The organism is Bradyrhizobium sp. KBS0727, assembly GCF_005937885.2.
Taxonomy (GTDB): Bacteria; Pseudomonadota; Alphaproteobacteria; order Rhizobiales; family Xanthobacteraceae; genus Bradyrhizobium.
In genome coordinates, this window is the sequence record NZ_CP042176.1 from 4355631 (window position 1) to 4378288 (window position 22658).

Consider the following 22658-nt stretch of genomic DNA (forward strand, 5'->3'; position numbering starts at 1 on the left):
TCAATCTCGTTGTGACGCGGAAGGGAACCCGCCGGCACGATCCCGGCGGGCCGTTCGTTCTACCAGCGGACAGGCGCTTTCCGAAAGCGGCCGGAAGGCCTGGTCGCCCGGGGTGGTCCCGATCAGCTTGTAATAGTCCCACGGGCCTTTGGATTCGGAAGGCTTCTTGACCTCGAACAGATAGGCCGGGTGGATCTTGCGGCCATCGACGCGGATCGAGCCCTTGCCGAACAGCGCATCGTCGGTCGGCAGCGATTTCATCTTGTCGACGACCTTGATGCCATCATGCGGATTGCCGCCCATCGCCTCCAGCGACTTGAAGTAATGCAGCAGGCCCGAATAGACGCCGGCCTGCACCATCGAGGGCTGCGCCTTGTTCTTCATGCGATCGGAGAAGCGCTTGGAGAACGCGCGGGTCCCGTCGTTGAGATCCCAGTAGAAGGTTTCGGTGAAGTTCAGGCCCTGCGCCACGTTCAGGCCGAGCGAATGCACGTCGGTAATGAACAGCAGCAGCCCGGCGAGTTTCTGGCCGCCCGCAACAATGCCGAATTCGGACGCCTGCTTGATCGAATTGGTGGTATCGCCGCCCGCATTCGCAAGCCCGACGATCTTGGCCTTCGAGGCCTGCGCCTGCAGCAAGAACGAGGAGAAGTCCGACGAATTGAGCGGATGCTTGACCGTGCCGAGCACCTTGCCACCCGACTTCACGATCACGGCGGTGGTGTCGCGCTCCAGCGCCGCGCCGAAGGCGTAGTCGGCCGTCAGGAAGAACCAGGTGTCGGCGCCGGCCTTGACCAGCGCCTGCCCGGTGCTGTTGGCCAGCATGTAGGTGTCGTAAACCCAGTGCACCGTATTCGGCGAACATTGTGCGTTGGTGAGATCCGACGTCGCGGCGCCGGTATTGATCATGATGGAGTTCTTCTCCTTCACGACGTTATTGACCGCGAGCGCGACACCGGAATTGAGCACGTCCATCAGGATGTCGACCTTTTCGACATCGATCCATTGCCGCGCGATGGTGGTGGCGATGTCGGGCTTATTCTGGTGGTCGGCGGAGATCAGGTCGATCTTCCAGCCCTTTGCGGCAAGCCCGGAATCCTCAATCGCCATCTGGGCCGCCAGCGTCGAGCCGGCGCCGCCGAGATCGGAGTAAAGCCCGGAATTGTCGGTGAGGACACCGACCTTGACGGTCTTGTCCTGCGCCAGAGCGCTGCCGTTCGCGGCCAATGCCAGGGCGGTGCCGAGGATGAGAGTTGAAATACGATGTTTCATATTTTTCTCCGTAAAACCTGCTTGCGGGCGCAGTGCGGCTTCAGACGCCGAGATAGGTATGAAGCTTGTCCATGTTGGCTGACAGCTCGGAATTGGCAAATCCGTCGATAACCTTGCCGTGCTCGACGATGTAGTAGCGATCGGCAACGGTCGAGGCGAAGCGGAAATTCTGTTCAACCAGCAGGATCGTGAAGCCTTCCGACTTCAGCCGCGCGATGGTGTGGCCAATCTGCTGGATGATGACGGGCGCGAGCCCCTCGGTCGGCTCGTCCAGCATCAGGAAGCGCGCGCCGGTGCGCAGGATTCTGGCGATCGCCAGCATCTGCTGTTCGCCACCCGAGAGTTTGGTGCCCTGGCTGTAGAGGCGCTCCTTCAGGTTCGGAAACAGGTCGAAGATCTGATCGAGCGACAGGCCGCCGGGGCGCACGATCGGCGGCAACAGAAGGTTTTCACGCACGTCGAGGCTGGCAAAAATGCCCCGCTCCTCCGGGCAGAAGGCAATTCCCATCCGTGCAATCCTGTCGGACGAGGTGCGGATGATCTCCTGGTTGTCGAAGCGGATCGAGCCGGTGCGCTTGCCGATGATCCCCATGATCGATTTCAGCGTCGTGGTCTTGCCGGCGCCGTTGCGTCCGAGCAGCGTGACCACCTCGCCGGCATTCACGTTGAAATTGATGCCGTGAAGGATGTGAGATTCGCCGTACCAGGCCTGGAGATCCCCGACGGCGAGAACCTGCGTTCCGGCAGGCTTGGTTGTGGCTTCGGCCATTTTCAAATCAGTCATGACCAGCCCCCAGATAGGCTTCCTTGACGCGCTCGTCCTTGGACAGGGCGGCGTAATTGCCTTCCGCCAGGACCTGGCCGCGCGTCAGCACGGTGATGGTATCCGACAGGTTGGCCACAACGTTCAGATTATGCTCGACCATCAGGATGGTGTACTTGGCCGAAATGCGCTTGATCAGCGCCGCGACCTTGTCGATGTCTTCGTGACCCATGCCGGCCATCGGCTCGTCGAGCAGCATCATCTCGGGGTCGAGCGCCAGCGTCGTCGCAATTTCAAGCGCACGCTTGCGCCCATAGGCCATCTCGACGGCCGGCGTGTTGGCAAATTCGCTCAGACCGACATCGTTCAGGAGTTCAAGCGCACGGCCGTTGAAACGGTCGAGCACGGTCTTGGAGCGCCAGAAATCGAACGAAGCGCCGTGCTGGCGCTGCAACGCGACCCGCACATTTTCGAGCGCCGTGAGATGCGGAAACACCGCCGAAATCTGGAACGAACGAACCAGGCCGAGCCTGGCCACATCCGCTGGCGCCATCGCAGTGATGTCCTTGCCCTTGTACAGGATCTGGCCTGCCGAGGGCCTCAGGAACTTGGTCAGGAGGTTGAAGCACGTCGTCTTGCCGGCGCCGTTGGGCCCGATCAACGCATGAATGCTGCCGCGACGTACCTTGAGGGCAACGTCGCGAACGGCAAAGAAACCCGCGAATTCCTTGGTCAATCCGTGGGTTTCGAGAATGAACTCATCAGCCAAACAAATTTCCCCCATTAGCCCAGCCGCGACGTCCCATCGCGCGTGGCCAATTTTCCCTGTCGCGCAGGCTCTCCTGGACGTTCTTGGAAACCGTCCCGGGCCTGCCGCCTCCGGGCCGGAATATGCCGTCAACGGCGGGGATTAGGCAAGGTGGAAAGCTGGGCAAGCGGGGCGCCGCCCACCGGTTCCGAGCCCGCCCAAAGTCGAATTGCGCCACCCGCCCGTTTGGTCGATCCGCCAGCGGCTTTCGGCTATCCGGGGCACGCCGACAAGTCACCGTTAACGGTGTTTTGCTGCGATCGGTCATTTTCATAGAATATTTCCGCCTCGGGCGGATCATGGCTCGATTTACATTGGCAGGGATCGCGGCCTTGGAATTTGAAAGCGCCCAACCGTCGGTCGTCAAATCGATCAAGCAGCGCGACCTGCTTAACACATGGCTGCGGCTTTATGCCCGCAGCCAGTCGCTGCCGCGCATCGATGAATATCAGCCGGATCGGATCGAGGACGAACGGCCCGACCTCGTCTTGTACACCGTCGACACGCGCGAGCAGCCGCCGCGCCTGACGATCCAGAGCGACGGCACGCGGATGTCGAGCGCCTACGGCAACACCGGCAAGGGCCGCCACCTCGACGAATATCTAGGCGCAAGGTTCACTCCGATCGTGATGCCGGTGTATTACGAATGCATCGTGCGCCGCCTGCCCGCCTATACCATCACCAATTTCGATGACATCTACGGACGAATCGTTGCCTATGAGCGGCTGTTGCTGCCGTTCTCGAAGGATGGCGATGTCACCCACATCATCGCTTCGCTGAAGACCATCAGCGAGGATGGCGGGTTCGAGATCAAGAACCTGATGCGCGGAAGCGACCAACTGCCGGTGCCCGAGCTCTGCACCATCATCGACCGCGATCTCTCCCATCGCGCGCCCGGCCGCATTCCGGTGGGCGACGTACTCGAATTTGGTTAAGCTGCGATGGAATTCGCCAGTTCCGATCCCTCGGTCGTCCGATCGATCCGGCAGCGCTATCTGCTGAATACGTGGCTGCGCGCGACGGCCAGGCATCGCCCGCTGCCCCTCCTCCATGATTTCCAACCGGACCGCGTCGCCGACGAACTCGCCGACATGATGGGGTTCGACGTCGTGGGCCAGGGTGACGACGACGCCGACGACAAGAACGTATCCTATGAGCGGCTGTTGCTGCCGTTCGGCCGCGGCGAGACCGTCGAGCAGATCGTCGGCTCCTACAAGAGCATCAGCATCGACGGCGGCTTCAAGATCAACAACCTGATGGGCCTGCGGCCCACGGCGTTGCCGGTGGTCATGGTGAGAGCGGTGATCGATCGCGACGTCGCCCCGACCCAGGCGAACCCGGGCGTTTCCGACGAAGTCGTCGAACTCGATTAGGCTTTTCGCCCGCCCGACTTCGACGGCACTTCCTTTGCATAAATCTCCGGCTTGAACCCGGCCAGCAATCTGCCGCCGATATCGAGCACCGGACGCTTGATCATCGACGGCTGCGCCACCATCAACGCCAGCGCCTTGCGCTCGTTGAGACCTTCCTTGTCGCTATCGGGCAGTTTGCGGAATGTCGTTCCGGCGCGGTTGAGCAATGTTTCCCAGCCGAGTTCGTCGGACCATCGCTTCAGTGTGTCCTTGGCAATGCCGGCGGTCTTGTAGTCGTGAAAGTCGTAGGCGATGCCACGGCCGTCGAGCCAGGCGCGGGCCTTCTTCATGGTGTCACAGTTCTTGATGCCGTAGATCGTGATCGTCATCGGACGACGTTTCCTTCCAGGTTATCTCTTGCGCCGTCTACGCCGCACCCGGCTCGAGCGCTTCGCCCAATTCGATCGGATGCGCCATGGCCTCGTGCAGCTTGTCCTTGTCCAGTTCGCCCTCCGAGCGGCTGATCACGATGCAGGCAACGCCGTTGCCGATCAGATTGGTCAGCGCCCGGCATTCGCTCATGAACTTGTCGATACCGACCAGAATGGCAATCGACTGGATCGGGATGTCAGGGACGATCGAAAGCGTCGCTGCCAGCGTGATGAAGCCCGCTCCCGTGACGCCGGACGCACCCTTCGAGGTGATGATGGCAATGCCGAGAATGCCGAGCTCGTGCCAGATCGTCAGATGGGTGTTGGTCGCCTGCGCCAGGAACAGCGTCGCCAGCGTCATATAGATGTTGGTGCCGTCGAGATTGAAGCTGTAGCCGGTGGGAATGACGAGGCCAACCACCGGCCGCGACGCGCCGAGATGCTCCATCTTCTGAATCATCTGCGGCAGCACGGTCTCCGACGACGACGTTCCGAGCACGATCAGGAGTTCATCCTTGATGTAGAGGATGAAGCGAATAATCGAGAAGCCCGAAAACCTCGCAATCGAACCCAGCACGACCAGCACGAACAGAATGCTGGTGAGATAGAAGGTTGCGATCAGCGCAATCAGGTTCCACAGCGAGGTGAGACCATAGGCGCCGACGGTGAACGCCATCGCGCCGAAAGCACCGATCGGCGCGAGACGAACGATCATGCGGATGATGCCGAAGAACATCTTGGCGGCCTGGTCGACGGCACGGGAAATCGGTTCGCCGGCCTTGCCGAGGAACGCCACGGCGAAGCCCGAGAGGATCGAAACCAGCAGGACCTGCAGCAGATCGCCGCGGGCCAGCGCGCCGAAATAGCTGTCGGGAATGATCCCGAGCAGGTGGGCGACGATCCCCTCCTCCTTCGCCTTGGTGACATAGGTGGCCACGGATTTGGGGTCGATGGTGGCCGGATCGATGTTGAAGCCGTGACCGGGCTGCAGGACTTCGCCGACGATCAGGCCGACCGCGAGCGCCACCGTCGAGACGACCTCGAAATAGATCAGGGCCTTGAGCCCGACCCGGCCGACCCGCTTCAGGTCGCCCATCGAGGAAATGCCATGCACGACGGTGCAGAAGATCACCGGCGCAATCATCATCTTGATCAGGGCGATGAAACCGTCACCGAGCGGCTTCAGCTCTTTGCCCAAGTCCGGATAGAACCGGCCGACCAGGACGCCAAGCCCGATCGCGATCAGAACCTGAATGTAGAGGATCCTGTACCACGGCTGATGATGCACGGCTGGACGGGTGGTTTCGGCGGCCATGACAAGCTCCCGGCGGGGAATCTGATCATCATCAGATAGAGCGCCGCGGCAGAACAATCAAATTTGTGTGGCAACGCCTTATCGTGGCCGGCTTTATTCCCGGCCAATCGGCGAATCTGTCGTACACTGCGGCATCCTTCGCTGCCGGACCGAACATGGAATTCACCCTGCTGTTTCTGGCCACCGCCGTCGTGATGCTGGCCGCCTGGCGCGGGCCGCGGCCGCTGGCCCTTGGCCTGTTCGCCGCCGTCCTGATCGCCTGCGTCGCAACCTATCTGCATCACGCAACCGACACGCTGAAACTGTCGTTCTGAGGAACACATGACCCAGACGCGCGCCGTCACCCTCAACGCGCTCAGCCTTTACGCGGTCGCGCTGGTGCTGGCAGCGGCCTTTGCGGCGCAATTCATTCTGCACGAACTGCCCTGCCCGCTGTGTCTGCTGCAGCGCCTGCTGTTTGCGACGCTCGCCATAGGGCCGATCCTGAACATCCGCTTCGGACCTCGTCCGAGCCATTATGCTATATCGCTGCTGGCCGCGGTGGTCGGCGCGGTCGCATCGACACGGCAGGTGCTGCTGCACATCCTGCCTGGTGACGCCGGCTACGGTTCGGCGCTGCTGGGTTACCACTATTATAGCTGGGCGCTGATCGGCTTCGTCGCCGCCATTGTGCTGCTGGCGGCAATCCTGCTGTTCGACCGCCAGTTTGCCGACGACGGCGCCGCGCTGCCGGCCGACGGCGGCGCCTTCGCGCAAGTCGCGGTCTGGCTCGTGATCGCGCTGACGGCGGCCAACGTGGCGATGACGTTGCTGGAATGCGGCTTTGGCGCCTGCGCCGATAACCCTGTTGTCTACGAACTGCTCAAGCACGCTGGCTAGATTTTTGATTTGACGCGTTTTCTTAACGCGAACCGGGGTCCACTTCGCTCGAAAACGCTCTAGGGACGTTTCGGAATCTCGAGCCCGCGCTGCACAGCGGGCCGCGCCAAGCCGTGTTCGAGCCATACAGGCACGTGATTGAGCGTATCGAACGCGACCAGTTCGCGCGCGCCGTAGAACCCGATCAGATTCCGTACCCAGCCCAGCATCGAAATATCGGCGATGGTGTATTCGTCGTCCATGACCCACTGCCGGCCGGCAAGCCACGTCTCCAGCACGCCGAGCAGCCGCTTCGACTCAGCGACATAACGCTCGAGCGGCCGCTTGTCGGCATATTCCTTGCCGGCGAATTTGTGGAAGAAGCCGACCTGGCCGAACATCGGCCCGATCCCGCCCATCTGGAAGTGCAGCCACTGGAGGGCCTGGTATCGCCGCGCGGGGTCTGCCGGCAAAAGCTTGCCGGTCTTCTCGGCGAGATATTGCAGGATCGCACCCGACTCGAACAGCCCAAGCGGCCTGCCGTCCGGTCCGTTGGGATCGAGGATCGCGGGGATCTTGCCGTTCGGGTTCAGCGAGAGAAACTCCGGCGTCTTCTGGTCGTCCTTGCCAAAGTCGACCAGATGCACCTCGTAGGGCAGCCCGATCTCTTCCAGCATGATCGAGATCTTGACGCCGTTCGGGGTCGGCAACGAATAGAGCTGAAGACGGTTGGGATGTTTGGCGGGCCAGCGTTTGGTGATCGGGAAAGCGGAGAGATCGGGCATCAACACTCGTTCTTTGTGTGGTTGTTGTTGGATGGCTAATGTACGGTCGCTACCGCACCAGACAAGGGCCGCCCAAGTCCATGAACGACGATCCCCCGCCGGCAAAACTTGGTCTGACCGACGCAGAGCTCGCGGTCCATCCAACGGTCTTCGCAAGCGACGCGCTGAAAGACCGGGTTGTCGTGGTGTCCGGCGGCGCCGGCGGCATCGGGCGGGCGATCGCCTGGCTGTTCGCCCGGCTGGGCGCGCATGTCGCCCTCGTCGGCCGCAATCAAGCCAAGCTCGATGCGCTGGTCGCTGAGATGGCCGGCCGCGATCTCAAGGCATCCGCCTACGTCACCGATATCCGGGAGCCCGACGCGGTCAATGCGCTGTTCGACGCCGTCTGGAGCGCGCATGGGCGCATCGACCACCTGATCAACAGCGCCGGCGGACAATTTCCGCAAGCCGCGATCGATTTTTCGGTGAAGGGCTGGAACGCCGTTATCAACACCAATCTGAACGGCACCTGGTACATGATGCAGGCCGCGGCGCAGCGCTGGCGCGACCACAAGCACCCCGGCAGCATCGTCAACATCGTGGTCGTGACGACACACGGCCTCTATGGCATCGCGCACACGATCGCCGCGCGAAGCGGCGTGATCGGGTTGTCGCGGGCGGTCGCCGTCGAATGGGCGCCGCTGAACATCAGGGTGAACTGCGTGGCGCCCGGGGTGATCGAGACCGAGGGCTGGAACGTCTACTCGCCAGAAGCCCGCGCCGCCTACCCGCGCTCGAACCCGATGATGCGCAACGGAACGACATTTGACGTGGCCGAGGCCTGCGTCTATTTCGCCGCGCCGTCCGGCAAATTCGTCACCGGCGAAATGCTGACGGTGGATGGCGGCGGCCAGCTCTGGGGCGAGACCTGGACCACGGGCAAGCCGGCCTATTTCGGCGGCGACGATAAGTAGCACCGCCGGTTTCACATGCCCCGCTACCGCCTCGCAGCGGAGCCGAAGTATCTGTTCAACTCGATGGCAGATATCACGCAACGGATCGCGCATCCAACGGCCACCGCGCCAGGCAATCATGGCCTCTCAGGCTGCGAATGAGCACGAACTCGTTCACGGTCCAGCAGATCGGCTCGATCGGATACTCTTCCACGGCACGCGCGTCGTAGAGCAGCGTCACATGCGGCGCGAAATTCGTGTTTGCCACCTTCCGCAGACCTTTTCGCATCATCACACCGCCGAGCATTCGGCGAAACGATATCAGCCGCCGTAATCCATTATCTCCGACCAGCACAAACGGGCGACTGTCACGCTTGCCGCGAAAGCTCGCGGTGCGGTCGAACGAAACCTCGAACGGCGCCATCCTCACGTCCGCAGCAGCCGCGCATGCCTCCCGGATTTCCTGCTGCGGCAAACCGCTTAGAAAGAACAACGAAACGTGCAGGCGCTCGGGTTCGATCAGTTTGCCGCTGAATCGGTGAGCGCGCTTGAGAACGCCGGCCAGCCGGTGGATTCGAGCCGCGGTGGCCGCGTCGGGAATGGCTGCGAGAAACAACCGGGCATCATTGCTGCTTGCAATTTTACTCATGACGAATTAGAACATAACATGAACATTGTTGCGAGATCAACTAAAAGATGCGTTACGCTTCTGTATTGTAAACTGCACTACAATTCGATATATGGCTTGTACCCTTGGAGACTCTGAAATGCCGCGCGTCGTCAAACGGAAGGAACACCCGCTGTCGATGCGGCTACCCGAAACTGACATCGCCATCATAGATCGGGCGGCTTCCTTGCGTGGCCGATCGCGCACGGACTTTGTTCGCGAAGCCGCTGTGCGTGCTGCCGAGGATGTATTGATGGAAACGGCGCCCATCCGGATGAGCCCGGCAGGCTTCAAGGCTTTCATGGAGGCCGTGTCGGCGCCAGCCCGCCAGGTACCCGAAATGGTCGAGCTGTTTCAACGCGCGGCTCCGTGGGAATCCAAGGACAAAAAAGCCGGGAAGTAATCGGTGGCAATCTCCGAACCTGAGCTGCTTACGGCCGCGCACGATGTCTCTGAATTTTCTTGTGGCAAAGCCTCCCTCGATCGATGGCTGAAAACGCGCGCGCTCTCCAATCAGGAGAAGGGGTTCACGGCCGTCCTTGTCGTCTATGAATCCTATCGGGTTGTCGGCTATTACGGTCTTGCGCCGACCGCGATCTTGCCTTCCACACTTCCACGTTCCATCCGCACCGGTCAGCCGCCAGATCCCGTCCCGTGCTTGCTTCTGGGGCAACTTGCAACGGATCAGAACTGGATTGGCAAAGGGGTTGGTACCGGACTTCTGAAACATGCGCTGCAGCGTTGCGTGACGGCATCCGCTCTGATCGGCGGTCGCGCGCTGATCGTCAATGCCGTCGATATCGAGGCCGCGAATTTCTGGAGCCGCCGCGGGTTCATTCCTTCGAAGGATGATCCGCTGGTTCTGTTGAGGTCGATCGCCGACATCGCAGCGGCGATAGCCTCTGCTCGCTAAGCATTGCAACACGACTGGACCAGAATGCATGCCCATGCGATCACACCTGCTTCTGCAACACTGTCACATGAAGGCGGCGCCGGATTTCCATGCCCTGCCGGCGATAGAGCGCGATGGCGGAGGTGTTGCTGGTGAAGACGTGCAGGAACGGGATTTCGCCGCGCGCCACGATCTGGCGAGAGATCGCGGAGAGCAGGATCTGTCCGTAGCCGTGGCCGCGGTGCGAGGGGTGGACGCAGACCGCGGTAATCTCTGTGTAATCGGCGGGCTTCATCCGTTCGCCGGCCATCGCGACCAGTTCGCCGCCGACACGGATACCGAGAAAGGTCCCGAGTTCGTGCGTGCGTGGGCTGAACGGACCGGGTTTTGTCAGTGCGGTCAGCGCCATCATGTCGGGAACGTCGGCAACGCCGAGCGTGAGAATGTCGACATCGCCTGCCGCGACTTCGGCCGGCGTTCCGATCATCTGCTCGCCGGTCTCGGCCAGCACAACCTTGAATTCCGCCGGCGCCGTCACGGCGTCCGGCGTGAACAGCACCGCGATCTCGGATCCCAACATCATCGCGCCGAGGCTCGCGAACCCGCGCGGCGAAATCTCCGCCATATCGGCGAATGGCGTGATGGCGGTGGGATACCGCCGCGCATGGTCGCCACCTTCCGCCAACGCCTGGTGCCGCGTCGTCAACGCGGTCCAGATCGGATGATCGAGCGGATGCGGCATCGAAATCTACGCCCGCCCGCTCACAGCACGCAGCCGTAATGCGCCGACGACACCAGACGGATGTATTTGTCGTGCACCGATCCTTTCCGCACCTGCTTGACGGAATTAGGCTCGCGCCAATCGGCCATCCGTCGGGCGATTTCTTCTGCCGGGACTTCGAGGTTCACGGTGCGGGCGCCGGGATCGATCACGATGATATCGCCGTCACGCACCGCGGCGATCGGACCTCCCCGCGCCGCTTCCGGCGAGACGTGGCCGATCAGGATGCCGTGCGAGACGCCGGAGAAGCGGCTGTCGGTGATCAGCGCGACGTCCTCGCCGAGGCCCCGCCCCTGCAACTGGATCGTCAGCATCACCATCTCGGGCATGCCGGGCCCGCCGACCGGGCCGACATTGCGGACCACGATCACATTGCCCGGCACGATCGCGCCGGCGCGGATCGCAGCCATCGTCTCGGCCTCGGACTCGAACACGCGCGCGGTGCCGCGGAACTGCCCCTTCTCGAGCACCTTGCCCGACAGCTTCAAGAGACAGCTCTCCGGCGCGAGGTTGCCCTTCAATACGCTGATGTGATTGTTCGGCGACGCGATCGGTTTTTCCACCGGGAGCACGATCTGCTGCGGCGCCATCTGGTCCAGGGTGGGAACCGCGGCGAGATTTTCCGCCAGCGTCTTGCCGGTCACCGTCATGACGTCACCGTGCAGCAGGCCGGCACGCAGCAATTCCTTCATGACAACGGGTACGCCGCCGATCGCATGCAGGCTTCCCATCGCGAACGGGCCGTGCGGCTGCAGGTTGGCCAGCAACGGCACGCGCTCGCCGATTTGCTGAATGCGTTCGATTCCGATCGGCACTTGCGCCTCGCGAGCGATCGCCAGCAGGTGGAGGTACATGTTGGTCGAGCCGCCCATCGCGTAGACGGTCGTGATCGCGTTCTCGAAGGCGCGTTCGGTCATGATGTCGCGCGGCCGGATGCCGGCCTCCATCAGCCGGTACAGCGCATCGACCGAGGCGCGCGCCTGCGCGCGGACATCGGCATGGATATCGCTGCCGGCGTTGTAATCGGCCGGATGCGAGGCGCCGCGCGGCAGCATCATGCCGATCGCTTCCGCAATAGTGCTCATGGTGTTGGCCGTGAACATCGCGCCGCAGGTGCCGCTGCCGGGCATCACGTTGCGCTCGACTTCGAGTAACTCCGCCTCGGGAATGCGGCCGGACTCGCTGGCAGCCCGGGCCTCGGCATAGTCCATAATGGTCAGATTATTGCCTTTGCTGGCCCAGGCACCGAAGGACACCCGGCCCGGCGAACTGGTGCCGGGATAGAGGACGAGGCCGAACGCATTGGTCCGCGCCAGCGGCATCAATGCGGCGGCGCCGGTTTTGTCGCAGCCGGAAATCACGATCATGGCGTCGCCATGGTGCGCGTAGTGGCCGATCTCGAAGCAATCGGCGACAACGTCACGGGAGGCGAGACTATAGCCCGCCGTCGGCGTGCCCTGGGTCAGCGCGTCAGACACGGCCGGTGCGCCCACGACCAGGCCCTGCCCGCCGCGCTCGGCCAGGATTTCCACCAGGAGATCGCTGATGGTGCGGACGCGGTTGTTGCAGCGATGGGCGTTGGTCCAGGCGCTCGCGATCGTCACCACAGCGCTGGTCTTCTCGGCGCGGTCCGGATCGAAGCCTGCGGCGCGCAGTTCGACCCGCGACTTTTTCCAATAAAGGCTGCTGTCCTCCATCATGGCATGCTCAGGATTGGCGCATCAATCGGACGCGTCGAACTGGAAACGGACATGTCTCATTTACCCCTTGCATGCTGATCGAATGCGCTGAGAACGGCGAGCGTCATTGCCTTGACACCGGTTTCGATGGTCGGCTTCGGCACCGGCGCAAACAGCGGCGAATGATTGGCCGGCAAAGGAGTGCCGCTATTTTTCGCGGCGGCCCACCGCTCCGGTTCGTAAACGCCGATATTGAACATCATCGACGGCACCCCGGCACCGGCGAATTCGGAAAAATCCTCGCTCGGCGTTCCCGGCGGCGACACTCTCAGCTTGTCGCCGAACGCGGCCTTCAGCGCCTTCTCGGCAGTCGCAACCACCGCGGGATCATTTACCACCGCCTTGGCGCCCTCGGTGATCCTGACATCGGGTGCCGGCGCATCCGACATCGCGGCAGCGGCCTTCGCCGTCCGCTCGATCCCGGCCAGCATTTTGGCGCGCACCTCCGGTTTGAAGGTACGGATGGTTCCAAGCACCAGCGCCTCATCCGGAATGATATTCTCGGCGGTGCCGGCGTGGATTGCGCCGATGCTGACCACGCCGAATTCGGTCGGGTCCTTTTCGCGGCTGATCACGCTTTGCACGTCGACGATGAAGCGCGCCGCGATCATCACGGGATCGATGGTCGCCTGCGGCGTCGCGCCATGGCCGCCGCGACCGCGGAATTTGATGTAGAGGCTATCGGAATTGGATGAGCCGATGCCGACGCGATAGAGCAGCGTGCCATATGGGATCGGCGCGTCGTGCAGCGCGAAGGCGAAATCCGGTTTCTTGAACCGCGTGAACAGACCATCGACCAGCATGGCCTTGGCGCCCGAGACGATTTCTTCGGCCGGCTGGGCGATAAACATCAGCGTGCCGTGCCACTGATCCTTGAGGCCGACCAGCGTTCTCGCCGTTCCGACCCAGCTCGCCATGTGGATGTCGTGGCCGCAGCTATGCGCCACGAACGTCTCGACGCCGTTCCAGACGGTCTTGTCGCGGCTAGCATAGTCAAGGCCGGTTTTCTCTTCCATCGGCAGCGCGTCGAGTTCGGTGCGCACCATGATGGTGGGGCCGTCGCCGTTCTTGTAAATGGCGACAAGCCCGGTCTTGCCGACCTTCTCGGTGACCTCGAAGCCGAGTGCTCGCATTTCGGCGGCGAGCTTCGCCGCGGTCTTGACCTCCTCGAAAGCGAGTTCCGGGTGCGCGTGGATATCCTTGTAGAGCGCATCGAGCTTGGCATAATTGGCCTCGACCGATTTCTCGATCGCTGCCGTGAGACCGGCAACGTCCATCTCCGCATGCGCAGGCGACAGGGTTGCTGCGCAGAGCGCGGCGGAGGCAAGGAACGCCTTGGCGAAGTGCTTCATGGCTATGACACTCCCGTGTTGGCCGGGTGCTGATCTTGTCGCCGCACGCGGGCTAGCTGAGAACGGCAGCTTGGACGACGGACAGAACGGTGTCTAGCCGGACGCGCCATCATCAAGACTCACAATCACGGCGGCGTTAGCGATGAGGATGGAGTCGCCGCCGGTTTCCGCGGGAATTTCGAGCCCGCCCTTCACGGCCGTGATGGTGATGGTGCCGTAAGGCAGTTCCTTGGCGACCGCAGCTGTATCGACCAGGCTCGGATCGGGCACGGCGACGGTGACGTCGACGAACATGTCCTTGGCGGTCTTGCCCAGCATCCGGAAGAAGCCGAGGCTGGAGTGGCGAATGGCATCGGAGACAGCGCGCTTGGCGGCCTTGGTGGCGTCCTTGCCGTGAACGTCGACGCCCATGCCCATTTCGGTGATACAGCGCACGCGTGCCATGGAGTTTCCTTTTGTTGTTTTTTGAACAGGGTATCCGTCTTCCAGCCTGCTTATCATGGATTTGACCCGGGAACTTACGGAGATATGTGGCCTGCAAACCACAACCGCCAACGACATTGTGAAGATGGCGACCGCGCGATTGCCGCGGAATCAACGAATCGACTACACCGCTGACGGGGCTGGGAAGCGGAGAGTAAAATGAGAGTCGCTTCCTTAGAGAGTGTATTGACGGCGGCCACGCTGGTATCGGTCATCGTCGTCGTGCTGTGGGGACTCAAGATTTTCCACGGTACGTGAACAGACAGGAAGCCGGCGTCGATCCAGAGACCTCCAATCAAGAAGGGGCTCGCGACTAAGGCAGCACTTCCGCGGCGGCGGAGGCCTTCTGTTCCAGTCGCATACAATAGAATAGCCGGACGCTCGTGCATCCCAACACGCAGTGAGTCTGGTTGGCGTCCTTGGCGCGAGATCGGCGCAGGCCGCGGAAATATCTGGTTTCAAGTCTCTCATGCATTTTAGCTTTTATCTGATGATCGCAGCGCTGGTTCTGGTCGGTTTCGAAGTCGCCTATGCGCTCTATCAATTGACCCTGTTTGTTCTCTGATTCAGGTCGTCGCAAGTGCCCCACGCCATGACGCGACGTTGCTGTCGTCGCCCGGCTTGACCGGGCGATCCAGTACGCCGCGGCTTATCGTTCTAATCATCGGCGTCTCTGGAATACTGGATCACCCGCTTTCGCGGGTGATGACGGCAAGAAGCATTCTCGCGGCGCGGTGCGCCCGGAGTTTTGCAAGAAAACCTTGCCCTCGAAAATAGAGGGCGCAGGGAAGACCGGATGCGCGCTGCACCCGCGGTCTCGCATGCATGATGCACCAGAAAATGCTGCACACGAGCATACAGGTTCAGCGGAGAGCCTCCGGCCTTCCCTGCGCAATGGCTTTACGGCTTATACGAGTTCGCCGTGGTGACCGGCTTTCTTGCCACCATGATCGGCGGAGGCTTTCGCCCTCACACGACTTGACGCCAGCACCGGGGCGTCAGGCCCACACGACTTCACCGTACGCAAAAGCCACGCTCGTCAGTCGTGACCTCGCGTCCACCGCATCTCACCGCACGTCGTGACGATCGCGAGCGCCCCTCTCATCGCGGGAGACGGGCGGAGTTAAACTTCTGATTTGCCCGACGGCGCAACGGAAATATTTTAGTGACGAGGCCTTGACGCGATTTCAGATGATTTGCCCGTCGGGTTGATTTGTCGCACCTGCGCCTGAAGATTTCGCTTGCACGGAAAGCGAAGCAGCCCGTGGTTCACACCCAGCCGCCCCGCGCCACGATCGCGGCGCAGAGCAGGATGATGACCATCGCAAACAGCTCGCCATGAATGACAGCCGTGACCAGCCGCAGCTGCTTCGCGCTGACCTCCGGCACCTGCCCGTTCATTTTGGTCGGGCTGCTGTCTGTTATCCCGACGGTCGAATGGAGCGTCGAAAATCTCACAACGGCAAATTGTCGTGCTTCTTCATCGGGATCTCGACGTGCTTGTCTTTCAGCATTGCCAGCGCCCGGGCGATGCGCCTGCGGGTCGAGTGCGGCATGATGACGTCGTCGAGATAACCGCGTTCGGCGGCGATGAACGGTGACAGGAAACGGTCTTCGTATTCCTTGGTGCGCGCGGTGATCGCCTCAGAGTCGCCGATATCGCCGCGGAAGATGATTTCCACCGCGCCCTTGGCGCCCATCACGGCGATCTGCGCGGTCGGCCAGGCGTAGTTCATGTCGGCGCCGATTTCCTTCGACGCCATCACGTCGAACGCGCCGCCATAGGCCTTGCGGGTGATGATGGTGACGAGCGGCACCGTGCATTGCGAATAAGCGAACAGCAGTTTGGCGCCGTGCTTGATCAGGCCGCCATATTCCTGGGCGGTGCCCGGCAGGAAGCCCGGCACGTCGACGAACGTCACGATCGGAATGTTGAAGGCGTCGCAGAACCGCACGAACCGCGCCGCCTTGCGCGAAGCATCGCTGTCAAGCACGCCCGCCAGCACCATCGGCTGGTTGGCGACGAAGCCCACCGTGCGGCCGGCGATGCGGCCGAAGCCGGTGACGATGTTCTTGGCGAATGTCTCGGAAATCTCGAAGAAGTCGCCCTCGTCGACGACCTTGAGGATCAGCTCCTTCATGTCGTAGGGCTTGTTCGGATTATCGGGGATCAGCGTATCCAGGGACATGTCGACGCGTTCGATGTCGTCAAAACTCGGCCATTCCGGCACGCCGTCGGTGTTGTTGGAGGGCAGGAAGTCGATCAGCCGGCGCATCTGCAACAGCGTCTCGACGTCATTCTCGAAGGCGCCGTCGGCGATCGAGGACCGCGTCGCATGCACCGAGGCGCCGCCGAGCTCTTCGGCCGTCACCACTTCGTTCGTCACGGTCTTCACCACGTCGGGGCCGGTGACGAACATGTAGGAGGTGTTCTTCACCATGAAGATGAAGTCGGTCATCGCGGGCGAATAGACGTCGCCGCCGGCACAGGGACCCATGATGACGGAGATCTGCGGGATCACGCCGGACGCAATGACGTTGCGGCGGAACACATAGGAATAGCCCGCCAGCGCCGCGACGCCTTCCTGGATGCGCGCGCCGCCGGCGTCATAGAGCCCGATGATCGGCGCCCGCGCCTTCATCGCCATGTCCTGCAGTTTGGTGATTTTCAGCGCATGGGTTTCGGACAGCGAGCCGCCGAAAACCGTAAAGTCCTTGGCGAACACAAAAGTCTTGCGGCCGTTGACCGTGCCCCAGCCGGTGACGACACCGTCGCCGGGAACCTTGGTCTTTTCCATGCCGAATTCGGTCGAGCGGTGCTCGACGAACATGTCGAATTCCTCGAACGAGCCCTTGTCGAGCAGCAGTTCGATGCGCTCCCGCGCGGTCAGCTTGCCGCGGGCGTGCTGCGCCTCGATGCGCTTTTCGCCGCCGCCGAGCTTGGCGCCGGCGCGCCGTTCTTCGAGGGTGTCCAGGATATCTTTCATCTGCTTCCGCCCGTCTTGGCTATCGATTTGAGGGCCTTCTAACACGGCCTTTTCCGAACCGGAAACACCCCTCCCCGGCATCTGGTACCGTCGCCCGGCGCGCCCTATATCCGCTGCCTCACCCCGAGGAGACGGCATGACCGATACCGCAAGCGCAGAACCCGCAACCGCCGTCACCGGCGGGGTGCGCACGATGCTCCGGCTCGAGGGGCTGGCGCTGTTTGTGGGGATGACCCTGCTCTACGGGGTCTGGGACGGCTCGTGGTGGGTCTACGCCATCCTGTTCCTGGTGCCCGATATCAGCTTCCTGGGCTATCTGGGCGGGCCGCGGACCGGCGCATTGGTCTATAACGCCGCCCACAGCTATCTGGCGCCGATGGCGATGATGACGTTCGGATTTGCCTCCTCCTCGCCGCTGGTGCTCTCGATCGCGATGATCTGGCTGGCCCATATCGGCTTCGACCGCATGCTCGGCTACGGCCTGAAATACGTCAGGGGTTTCGGGTTCACCCATTTGGGGCGGATCGGGAAAAATCCGACGGCTGATGTCCAAGGTTAGCGCAGGCCCGCGCCACCGTCATTGCGCGGAGCCTGTTATCGGGCGCGCATTCGCGCGACCCGCGGGCTCGCAATGAGGGCTAGGTGAACTTGACGCCGATCGAGGTCGGCTTGCGCCAGACCACGGCGCAGCGTCGCGCGGTAGTTTCCATTTCCATCACCATGCGGAAGCTGTCGGGAATGGCGGTTGGGTTGGCCGCCTCGATCGAGGCGCCGGTCGCCGAGACATTGCGGACCGTGCAGGTCAAATTCTGCTTGGCGAAGCTGATCCTGGCCGAGCGCTTGATGGCGCGGCGGGACGCCCGCCGCTTGTCGGACCTGGCCGCGCGTTTATCGGCTACCGCCGTCTCGGCCTTCGGCTGGCTGAAGCCCGATTGGATCCTGCCCGACACCAGCACGTCGGTCTGGATCTGGAAGTGATTGAGCACCCGGGTGCGGGTGTTCACCATGGTCAACTGCAGCGAGGCGAGGATCTGCTCGACCCTGGTGTCGTCATTGCCGAAGGGCAGCAGCAGCCGGTGGCAATCGACCCGCGTATCGTTGGCATCGATGGTGGAATAGATCGCATAGACCGGGCAGCCGCCGGTCGCGCATTCCCTGGCCGCATCCAGCGTGACGCGCCGCAGCGACATCGGCACGACCTGCTCCATGGTCTTGCCGGCCCAGGCCTGCTTGAACGCTTCGGCGACGTTGTCGCCCTGAAAGACCGCCCGGTATTTCTGCAGGCGGCCACTGCCTTCGACATTCCAGAGCAGCAGTTGCTTGGGGTCGTGCATGCCGGGATCGGGCTTCAGCTCGGCAATGGCGGGGAAACGGCGGCCGGCGGCAAGCTCGTCCCAATAGGTCAGCAACGCCAGCTGGCTGGGCGACTTCACCGACCAATGCGGTACGAATTTGAAGCTCATCGGCCTGCCTCACCCACGGCCGAACTCTGCGGACAAATTAATTAAGGATGACTGAAAAGCGCGACCGCGAAAAATACGGGCTGCCGTGCCGAACCGCCCGGCCGCCTCGTCCGGCCGCCGGCACCGCCACTAACGCCTTGAGTGCGCTCGCCGAACCGGCGAAGCAATCCATGCTGGCTTGTCACGACGCCATGGATTGCTTCGCTTCGCTCGCAATGACGGATGGAGCGTTTCCTACTTCTCCCCGACCTTGAACGGCGGCTCCTTGCCTGATGGCACGGTTTCTTCCGCCATCGCCAGCAGCATCGCCACCATGACGTAGTTGCCGGCGACCGCGGTGAGATCGACGATCTGCTGGTCGTTGAACACCTTCTTGGCCCGCGCATAGGTCTCGTCGGAGACCTTTTGCGTGGTCGTCAGTTCGGTGACGAAATCGTAGACCAGCGCTTCGTCCTCGGCCATGCCGGACGGACGCTTGCCGGCCTTGAGGTCAGCGATGATCTCGGCCGACAGCCCGGCCTTGGCTGCCAGCGGCGCATGCGCAAACCACTCCACCTGCGAGCGCCATTGCCGGCCGATCACCAGGATCGCGAACTCGTTGAGCTTGGTCGGCACCGACGTCTGCCAGCGCAGGTAATAGAACAGGTCGTAGAGGCGCTGGCCCAACACCGGACTGCGGATCATCGGATTATACGGCCCGCCGAGGCCGACGCTGGAGACCTTCATGATCTGCTCGCCGAGCGGCTTCTGCTTCTCGTCGAGCTGATCCATGGTGAGCTGCGGGAAGCGGGGCTCCTTGCTGGTGGCGGGGGCAGCCAACATCGTGGCAGCGAACCAGCCGCCGGCGGCCGCGACCACGAGAGACGACATCCAGACCGAAGCTGCGGGCATGATTTCCTCCGTTTTGGTTTTGTGAGGAAATGCTAATTCAGCTTGATCCCGCCCACCAGTGAGACCGGCGCAGGTCAGCCCGTCAGATCGCCACGATATCGGTGAGGCACTGCTGCGTCACCGTCATGCGCGCCGGGATCTGGCTCGGGTCGCGCACGTCCATATTCATCGCAAACACCGTCTGCTGGTTGCCCTTCTCGGCCCAGCCGACCATCCAGCCCAGCGACGCCTTGCCGACCTCCGCGCCCAGCAGGCCGCTCTTGGCGTGGATGGTGGCGTCGCCGACTTTCGTCACCGGCAAAATATCCCGCACCAGCTCCTGGCTGCGCTTGGAAACCGGCAGCACGCCGCGCCGCAGACGATCGACGAAATCGACCTGCTGGATCGGGTCGATGCGCATCTTGCCCGTCAGCCAGAACTGGTCGATGCCGCCGCCGATATCGCGGTTGCCGTAGTCGAGCAGGTCGACATATTTCTGCATGCGCTCGGGGCCGATGCGGCGCGCGATCTCCTGATAGACCGGCACGGCGGAGGCCGCGATCGCCGAGCGCAGCGTGTGGTCCTTGTTCCAGGCTTCGATGCTGCGCGTCACGCCGTCCCACTTGAAGACGTCCTTGTCGGGATCGGCGACCACGCCGGTCTCCAGCGCAATGATCGAATTCGGAATCTTGAAGGTCGAGGCCGGCAGCTTGGCCTCGCCCGAGCGCACCTTGTCGCTGGCGATGATCAGGTAGTCGTCGACCTTGTAGCCGACGAAGGTGCCTTCGGTGCCGAGATCGAAAAACCGCTTGGCGAGATCCTCGCGAAATTCGCTGCGCTGGTAGGAGACGTTGGCAAAGGCGCGCGACGGCAACAGGCTCGCGGCGGCAAAAAGACCGAGCGCATGGCGACGATGGATCACGGTTTGCATCCGAAAATGGTTGAGGGCCATGGGAACGATGCTGTCGGCATCGTGGTAAAACGATGACAGCGAGGGCTTAGCTTAACGGGTTTCTAGCGGATTCTGCCCGACAGCCGAAGCACGAAAATCAAGACTTCGGCAACCGCCTTATACAGCTCCGCCGGGATTTCGTCGCCGAGCTCGACATTGGACAAGGCGCCGGCCAGCACCTCGTTCTCCTCGATCGGGATGTCGTGCTGTTTGGCGACTTCGATGATCTTGGCGCCGATGACGCCCTTGCCCTTGGCAACGACCCGCGGCGCGCCGGTCTTGTCATAGTGCAGCGCGACCGCAAGCTGGTTCCTGACATCGACGCTCATAGCGCGCGATCCAGGAAATGCCCGGCGCGCGCCGGCGTGGCCTGCGGCGGGTTGCCGTCACGGATCACGATGTCGCCGGTTTGCAGCTCGGCACGGCTAAGCGCCTGGCTCAGTTGCGAGACGCCGGCGCGCAGTTGCACCGCGGTCGCAGGCCGTTCCGCCCACATCCGCACCGAGGTCTTGTCGCCGGTCAGCGAAACCTGCGCATGGATCGGACCTGACGGTTCGACGTCGATCGAGAAACGCGCCCGCCATACCCGCTTGGCGGCTTCGACCTCTTGGCCGCCGCCGTCGCGGGAGATCTCGAACTGCGCCATCGCCGTGCCCTGCGGCGTCACAAACGGAATCTCGAAATTCCAGTTTGGCGCCGTGGTATCGATGCGCGGCCCCGCGGCGTCGATACGGTCCGGCAGCGAGGCGACCTGCAACAGGGTTTGCCGCGCGATCGCCGCATCGGTGTTGTCGAGCAGATGGTGCGCGGTGGTGGCGAGCGGCGCATCCGGCGCGATCGAAGGCGAAGCGATCGGCTGCGGCGTCGGCGCCGACCCGCGGAACGGCGGCGGCGGGGTATTGGTATGGAAGGTCACGTCGCCGCCGCGCATGTCCTTCAGCGTAACTGCTGCCCGCGCCGGGTTGCCGAGCTCCTGCAGCGCTTCCTGCAACAGGTTCAAGGTCGCGCCCGCGGTCGGTCCGGCGTGCAGGGCCGACGCCAGCGTAGTGCGGCCGGCGGCAACGGTTTGCACGAGGTCCTCGGCCACGGCGACGCGCGCCTGCGGCAGCAATATTTCCTGGACAACGAGCTCCTGCGAGGACGGCGCAAGACTTGACGGTGCAAGACTTGACGGTGCAAGACTTGGCGCCGCCGAAGCGTTTTGCGTTGCCGCTTGCGTCGCAACCGACGCAGTCGGCGTTGTGACCGTCGCGCTGGTGCCGAGCGCGGTTTGCAGCGTCTGGCGTAGCACGATCAGCGCGGCCTTCAGATCAGGCGCGCCGGACGGCGGCACCGAACCGGATGCCAGCGAGGCTTCCAGCAAAATGCCGGATTTCTGAAACGCGGTCTTGATATCGCTGCCGTCGAGATTGTGGTCGAGGCTGGTCTGCTGCGCCAGCACCTGCGCAATGGCCTGCTGCAGCTTCGCCGGCAGATTACCCGACGATGCGGCGGCGCCGAGATTGGCAAACAACGGCGCCAGGCTGTCCTGCTCGGTGGCCGCGGTCTGCACCGCCGCCGACACCGCCGCGCGCTCGATCGGCGTCAACACGCTCTTTGGCGCGACAATGGTCGGACGGCTGGCGACACCGACCTGCGCGCCTGATGACAGCGTCACGACATCCGGCGATACGCCGGCCGCGTCGCCGCCCTGTCCGACCAGCGCGAGGCGGATGCCGTCGCTGGTCTGCGAGACGGCCAACTGCAGGGCCTGCCCCTGCTGCAGCGGAATTTGCGTGCCGACGTCGATCGAGAGGCTGGCGATCGCGATCCGCACCAGATCGGCGGAGAGAACCTGCAGCACCTGGGCGTTGACCACGGTTCCCGGCTGCAGCACGAGCTCGGGCGCCACGCCGCCAACCTGTTGGGCGGCAGCTACGGGACTCACGGGATTGATCGAAATCGCCATGTCTTGAG

The 22658-nt window shown here is 62.7% G+C and carries 26 protein-coding genes; 8 read left to right on the plus strand and 18 right to left on the minus strand.

Translation table 11 applies throughout. The features are described 5' to 3' along the window. The 3 genes from FFI89_RS20285 to FFI89_RS20295 are packed head-to-tail and all read right to left on the minus strand — an operon-like array spanning nt 1 to nt 2804. A complete protein-coding gene (locus tag FFI89_RS20285) occupies nt 1–1272 on the minus strand; it encodes an ABC transporter substrate-binding protein (protein ID WP_138829452.1) in 1272 nt (423 codons plus the stop codon). Between the two features lie 40 nt (nt 1273–1312). Continuing rightward, nucleotides 1313–2056, minus strand: a complete 744-nt coding sequence (locus tag FFI89_RS20290) for an ABC transporter ATP-binding protein (protein ID WP_138829453.1) — start codon at nt 2054–2056, stop codon at nt 1313–1315. Beyond that, nucleotides 2049–2804, minus strand: a complete 756-nt coding sequence (locus FFI89_RS20295; RefSeq protein WP_138829454.1) for an ABC transporter ATP-binding protein — start codon at nt 2802–2804, stop codon at nt 2049–2051. Before FFI89_RS20295 ends, FFI89_RS20290 begins: the two co-directional genes overlap by 8 nt. A gap of 371 nt (nt 2805–3175) precedes the next feature. Between FFI89_RS20295 and FFI89_RS20300 the strand changes: the two genes are divergently transcribed. Together FFI89_RS20300 and FFI89_RS20305 are read left to right on the plus strand one after the other, a co-directional pair. Next, the gene (locus FFI89_RS20300) at nt 3176–3778 is read left to right on the plus strand and encodes a hypothetical protein (protein WP_138829455.1); all 603 of its coding nucleotides are present in this window, start codon (nt 3176–3178) and stop codon (nt 3776–3778) included. A gap of 6 nt (nt 3779–3784) precedes the next feature. Continuing rightward, nucleotides 3785–4216 carry a hypothetical protein gene (locus tag FFI89_RS20305; protein ID WP_138829456.1) on the plus strand — a complete coding sequence of 144 codons (432 nt, stop codon included), beginning with the start codon at nt 3785–3787 and terminating at the stop codon, nt 4214–4216. On the opposite strand, the gene FFI89_RS20310 is transcribed toward FFI89_RS20305, so the two are convergent. Together FFI89_RS20310 and FFI89_RS20315 are read right to left on the minus strand one after the other, a co-directional pair. Further along, complete coding sequence (locus FFI89_RS20310) at nt 4213–4584, minus strand: ArsC family reductase (protein WP_138829457.1); 372 nt, start codon at nt 4582–4584, stop codon at nt 4213–4215. The genes FFI89_RS20305 and FFI89_RS20310 overlap by 4 nt on opposite strands. Nucleotides 4585–4621: 37 nt before the next feature. Further along, on the minus strand, nt 4622–5941 hold the full coding sequence (locus FFI89_RS20315) for a dicarboxylate/amino acid:cation symporter (protein WP_138829458.1): 1320 nt from the start codon (nt 5939–5941) through the stop codon (nt 4622–4624). Between the two features lie 155 nt (nt 5942–6096). Here FFI89_RS20315 and FFI89_RS34485 point away from each other — a divergent pair, with 155 nt between their 5' ends. Then, nucleotides 6097–6255, plus strand: coding sequence for a DUF5993 family protein (locus FFI89_RS34485; RefSeq protein ID WP_168212971.1), 159 nt, complete (start codon nt 6097–6099; stop codon nt 6253–6255). 7 nt (nt 6256–6262) lie between these two features. After that, nucleotides 6263–6820 carry a disulfide bond formation protein B gene (locus FFI89_RS20320; protein ID WP_138829459.1) on the plus strand — a complete coding sequence of 186 codons (558 nt, stop codon included), beginning with the start codon at nt 6263–6265 and terminating at the stop codon, nt 6818–6820. Between the two features lie 59 nt (nt 6821–6879). Here FFI89_RS20320 and FFI89_RS20325 read toward each other — a convergent pair whose 3' ends face one another. Continuing rightward, complete coding sequence (locus tag FFI89_RS20325; protein ID WP_138829460.1) at nt 6880–7584, minus strand: glutathione S-transferase N-terminal domain-containing protein; 705 nt, start codon at nt 7582–7584, stop codon at nt 6880–6882. An 80-nt stretch (nt 7585–7664) separates the two neighbouring features. Here FFI89_RS20325 and FFI89_RS20330 point away from each other — a divergent pair, with 80 nt between their 5' ends. Further along, nucleotides 7665–8537: an SDR family oxidoreductase gene (locus FFI89_RS20330; RefSeq protein ID WP_138829461.1), complete on the plus strand. Its 873-nt coding sequence runs from the start codon at nt 7665–7667 to the stop codon at nt 8535–8537. Nucleotides 8538–8610: 73 nt separating this feature from the next. Here FFI89_RS20330 and FFI89_RS20335 read toward each other — a convergent pair whose 3' ends face one another. Continuing rightward, nucleotides 8611–9165: a 2'-5' RNA ligase family protein gene (locus FFI89_RS20335; RefSeq protein WP_138829462.1), complete on the minus strand. Its 555-nt coding sequence runs from the start codon at nt 9163–9165 to the stop codon at nt 8611–8613. Between the two features lie 118 nt (nt 9166–9283). On the opposite strand from FFI89_RS20335, the gene FFI89_RS20340 reads away from it, so the two are divergent. Further along, a complete protein-coding gene (locus tag FFI89_RS20340; RefSeq protein WP_138829463.1) occupies nt 9284–9586 on the plus strand; it encodes a DUF1778 domain-containing protein in 303 nt (100 codons plus the stop codon). 3 nt (nt 9587–9589) lie between these two features. Beyond that, on the plus strand, nt 9590–10096 hold the full coding sequence (locus tag FFI89_RS20345; RefSeq protein WP_138829464.1) for a GNAT family N-acetyltransferase: 507 nt from the start codon (nt 9590–9592) through the stop codon (nt 10094–10096). Between the two features lie 40 nt (nt 10097–10136). Here the strand turns inward: FFI89_RS20345 and FFI89_RS20350 are convergent, their stop codons facing one another. The 6 genes from FFI89_RS20350 to FFI89_RS20375 all read right to left on the minus strand — a co-directional run bounded on the left by FFI89_RS20350 (nt 10137) and on the right by FFI89_RS20375 (nt 17417). Further along, nucleotides 10137–10817 (minus strand): GNAT family N-acetyltransferase, encoded by a 681-nt coding sequence (locus FFI89_RS20350; protein WP_138829465.1) that lies wholly within the window; start codon nt 10815–10817, stop codon nt 10137–10139. A gap of 20 nt (nt 10818–10837) precedes the next feature. Then, nucleotides 10838–12556, minus strand: a complete 1719-nt coding sequence (locus tag FFI89_RS20355) for a dihydroxy-acid dehydratase (protein WP_138829466.1) — start codon at nt 12554–12556, stop codon at nt 10838–10840. Between the two features lie 56 nt (nt 12557–12612). Beyond that, on the minus strand, nt 12613–13947 hold the full coding sequence (locus FFI89_RS20360; RefSeq protein WP_138829467.1) for an amidohydrolase: 1335 nt from the start codon (nt 13945–13947) through the stop codon (nt 12613–12615). Nucleotides 13948–14040: 93 nt separating this feature from the next. After that, nucleotides 14041–14391 (minus strand): Lin0512 family protein, encoded by a 351-nt coding sequence (locus FFI89_RS20365; protein ID WP_138829468.1) that lies wholly within the window; start codon nt 14389–14391, stop codon nt 14041–14043. Nucleotides 14392–15699: 1308 nt separating this feature from the next. Next, a complete protein-coding gene (locus FFI89_RS35225; protein WP_168212972.1) occupies nt 15700–15831 on the minus strand; it encodes a DUF2214 family protein in 132 nt (43 codons plus the stop codon). Nucleotides 15832–15884: 53 nt separating this feature from the next. Further along, complete coding sequence (locus FFI89_RS20375; protein ID WP_138829470.1) at nt 15885–17417, minus strand: acyl-CoA carboxylase subunit beta; 1533 nt, start codon at nt 17415–17417, stop codon at nt 15885–15887. Nucleotides 17418–17553: 136 nt separating this feature from the next. Here FFI89_RS20375 and FFI89_RS20380 point away from each other — a divergent pair, with 136 nt between their 5' ends. Continuing rightward, entirely contained in the window at nt 17554–17976 is a 423-nt protein-coding gene (locus FFI89_RS20380) for a DUF4260 domain-containing protein (RefSeq protein ID WP_138829471.1), read from the plus strand. A 79-nt stretch (nt 17977–18055) separates the two neighbouring features. Here the strand turns inward: FFI89_RS20380 and FFI89_RS20385 are convergent, their stop codons facing one another. From FFI89_RS20385 to FFI89_RS20405, 5 genes are all read right to left on the minus strand, one after another. Then, the gene (locus tag FFI89_RS20385; RefSeq protein ID WP_138829472.1) at nt 18056–18880 is read right to left on the minus strand and encodes a PilZ domain-containing protein; all 825 of its coding nucleotides are present in this window, start codon (nt 18878–18880) and stop codon (nt 18056–18058) included. A 234-nt stretch (nt 18881–19114) separates the two neighbouring features. After that, the gene (locus tag FFI89_RS20390) at nt 19115–19771 is read right to left on the minus strand and encodes a carboxymuconolactone decarboxylase family protein (RefSeq protein ID WP_138829473.1); all 657 of its coding nucleotides are present in this window, start codon (nt 19769–19771) and stop codon (nt 19115–19117) included. Nucleotides 19772–19853: 82 nt separating this feature from the next. After that, nucleotides 19854–20672 (minus strand): class D beta-lactamase, encoded by an 819-nt coding sequence (gene blaOXA / locus FFI89_RS20395; RefSeq protein WP_138829474.1) that lies wholly within the window; start codon nt 20670–20672, stop codon nt 19854–19856. Nucleotides 20673–20764: 92 nt separating this feature from the next. Continuing rightward, nucleotides 20765–21031, minus strand: a complete 267-nt coding sequence (locus tag FFI89_RS20400) for an EscU/YscU/HrcU family type III secretion system export apparatus switch protein (RefSeq protein ID WP_138829475.1) — start codon at nt 21029–21031, stop codon at nt 20765–20767. Beyond that, nucleotides 21028–22650, minus strand: coding sequence for a flagellar hook-length control protein FliK (locus FFI89_RS20405; RefSeq protein ID WP_138829476.1), 1623 nt, complete (start codon nt 22648–22650; stop codon nt 21028–21030). Before FFI89_RS20405 ends, FFI89_RS20400 begins: the two co-directional genes overlap by 4 nt. Nucleotides 22651–22658 lie beyond the last annotated feature (8 nt).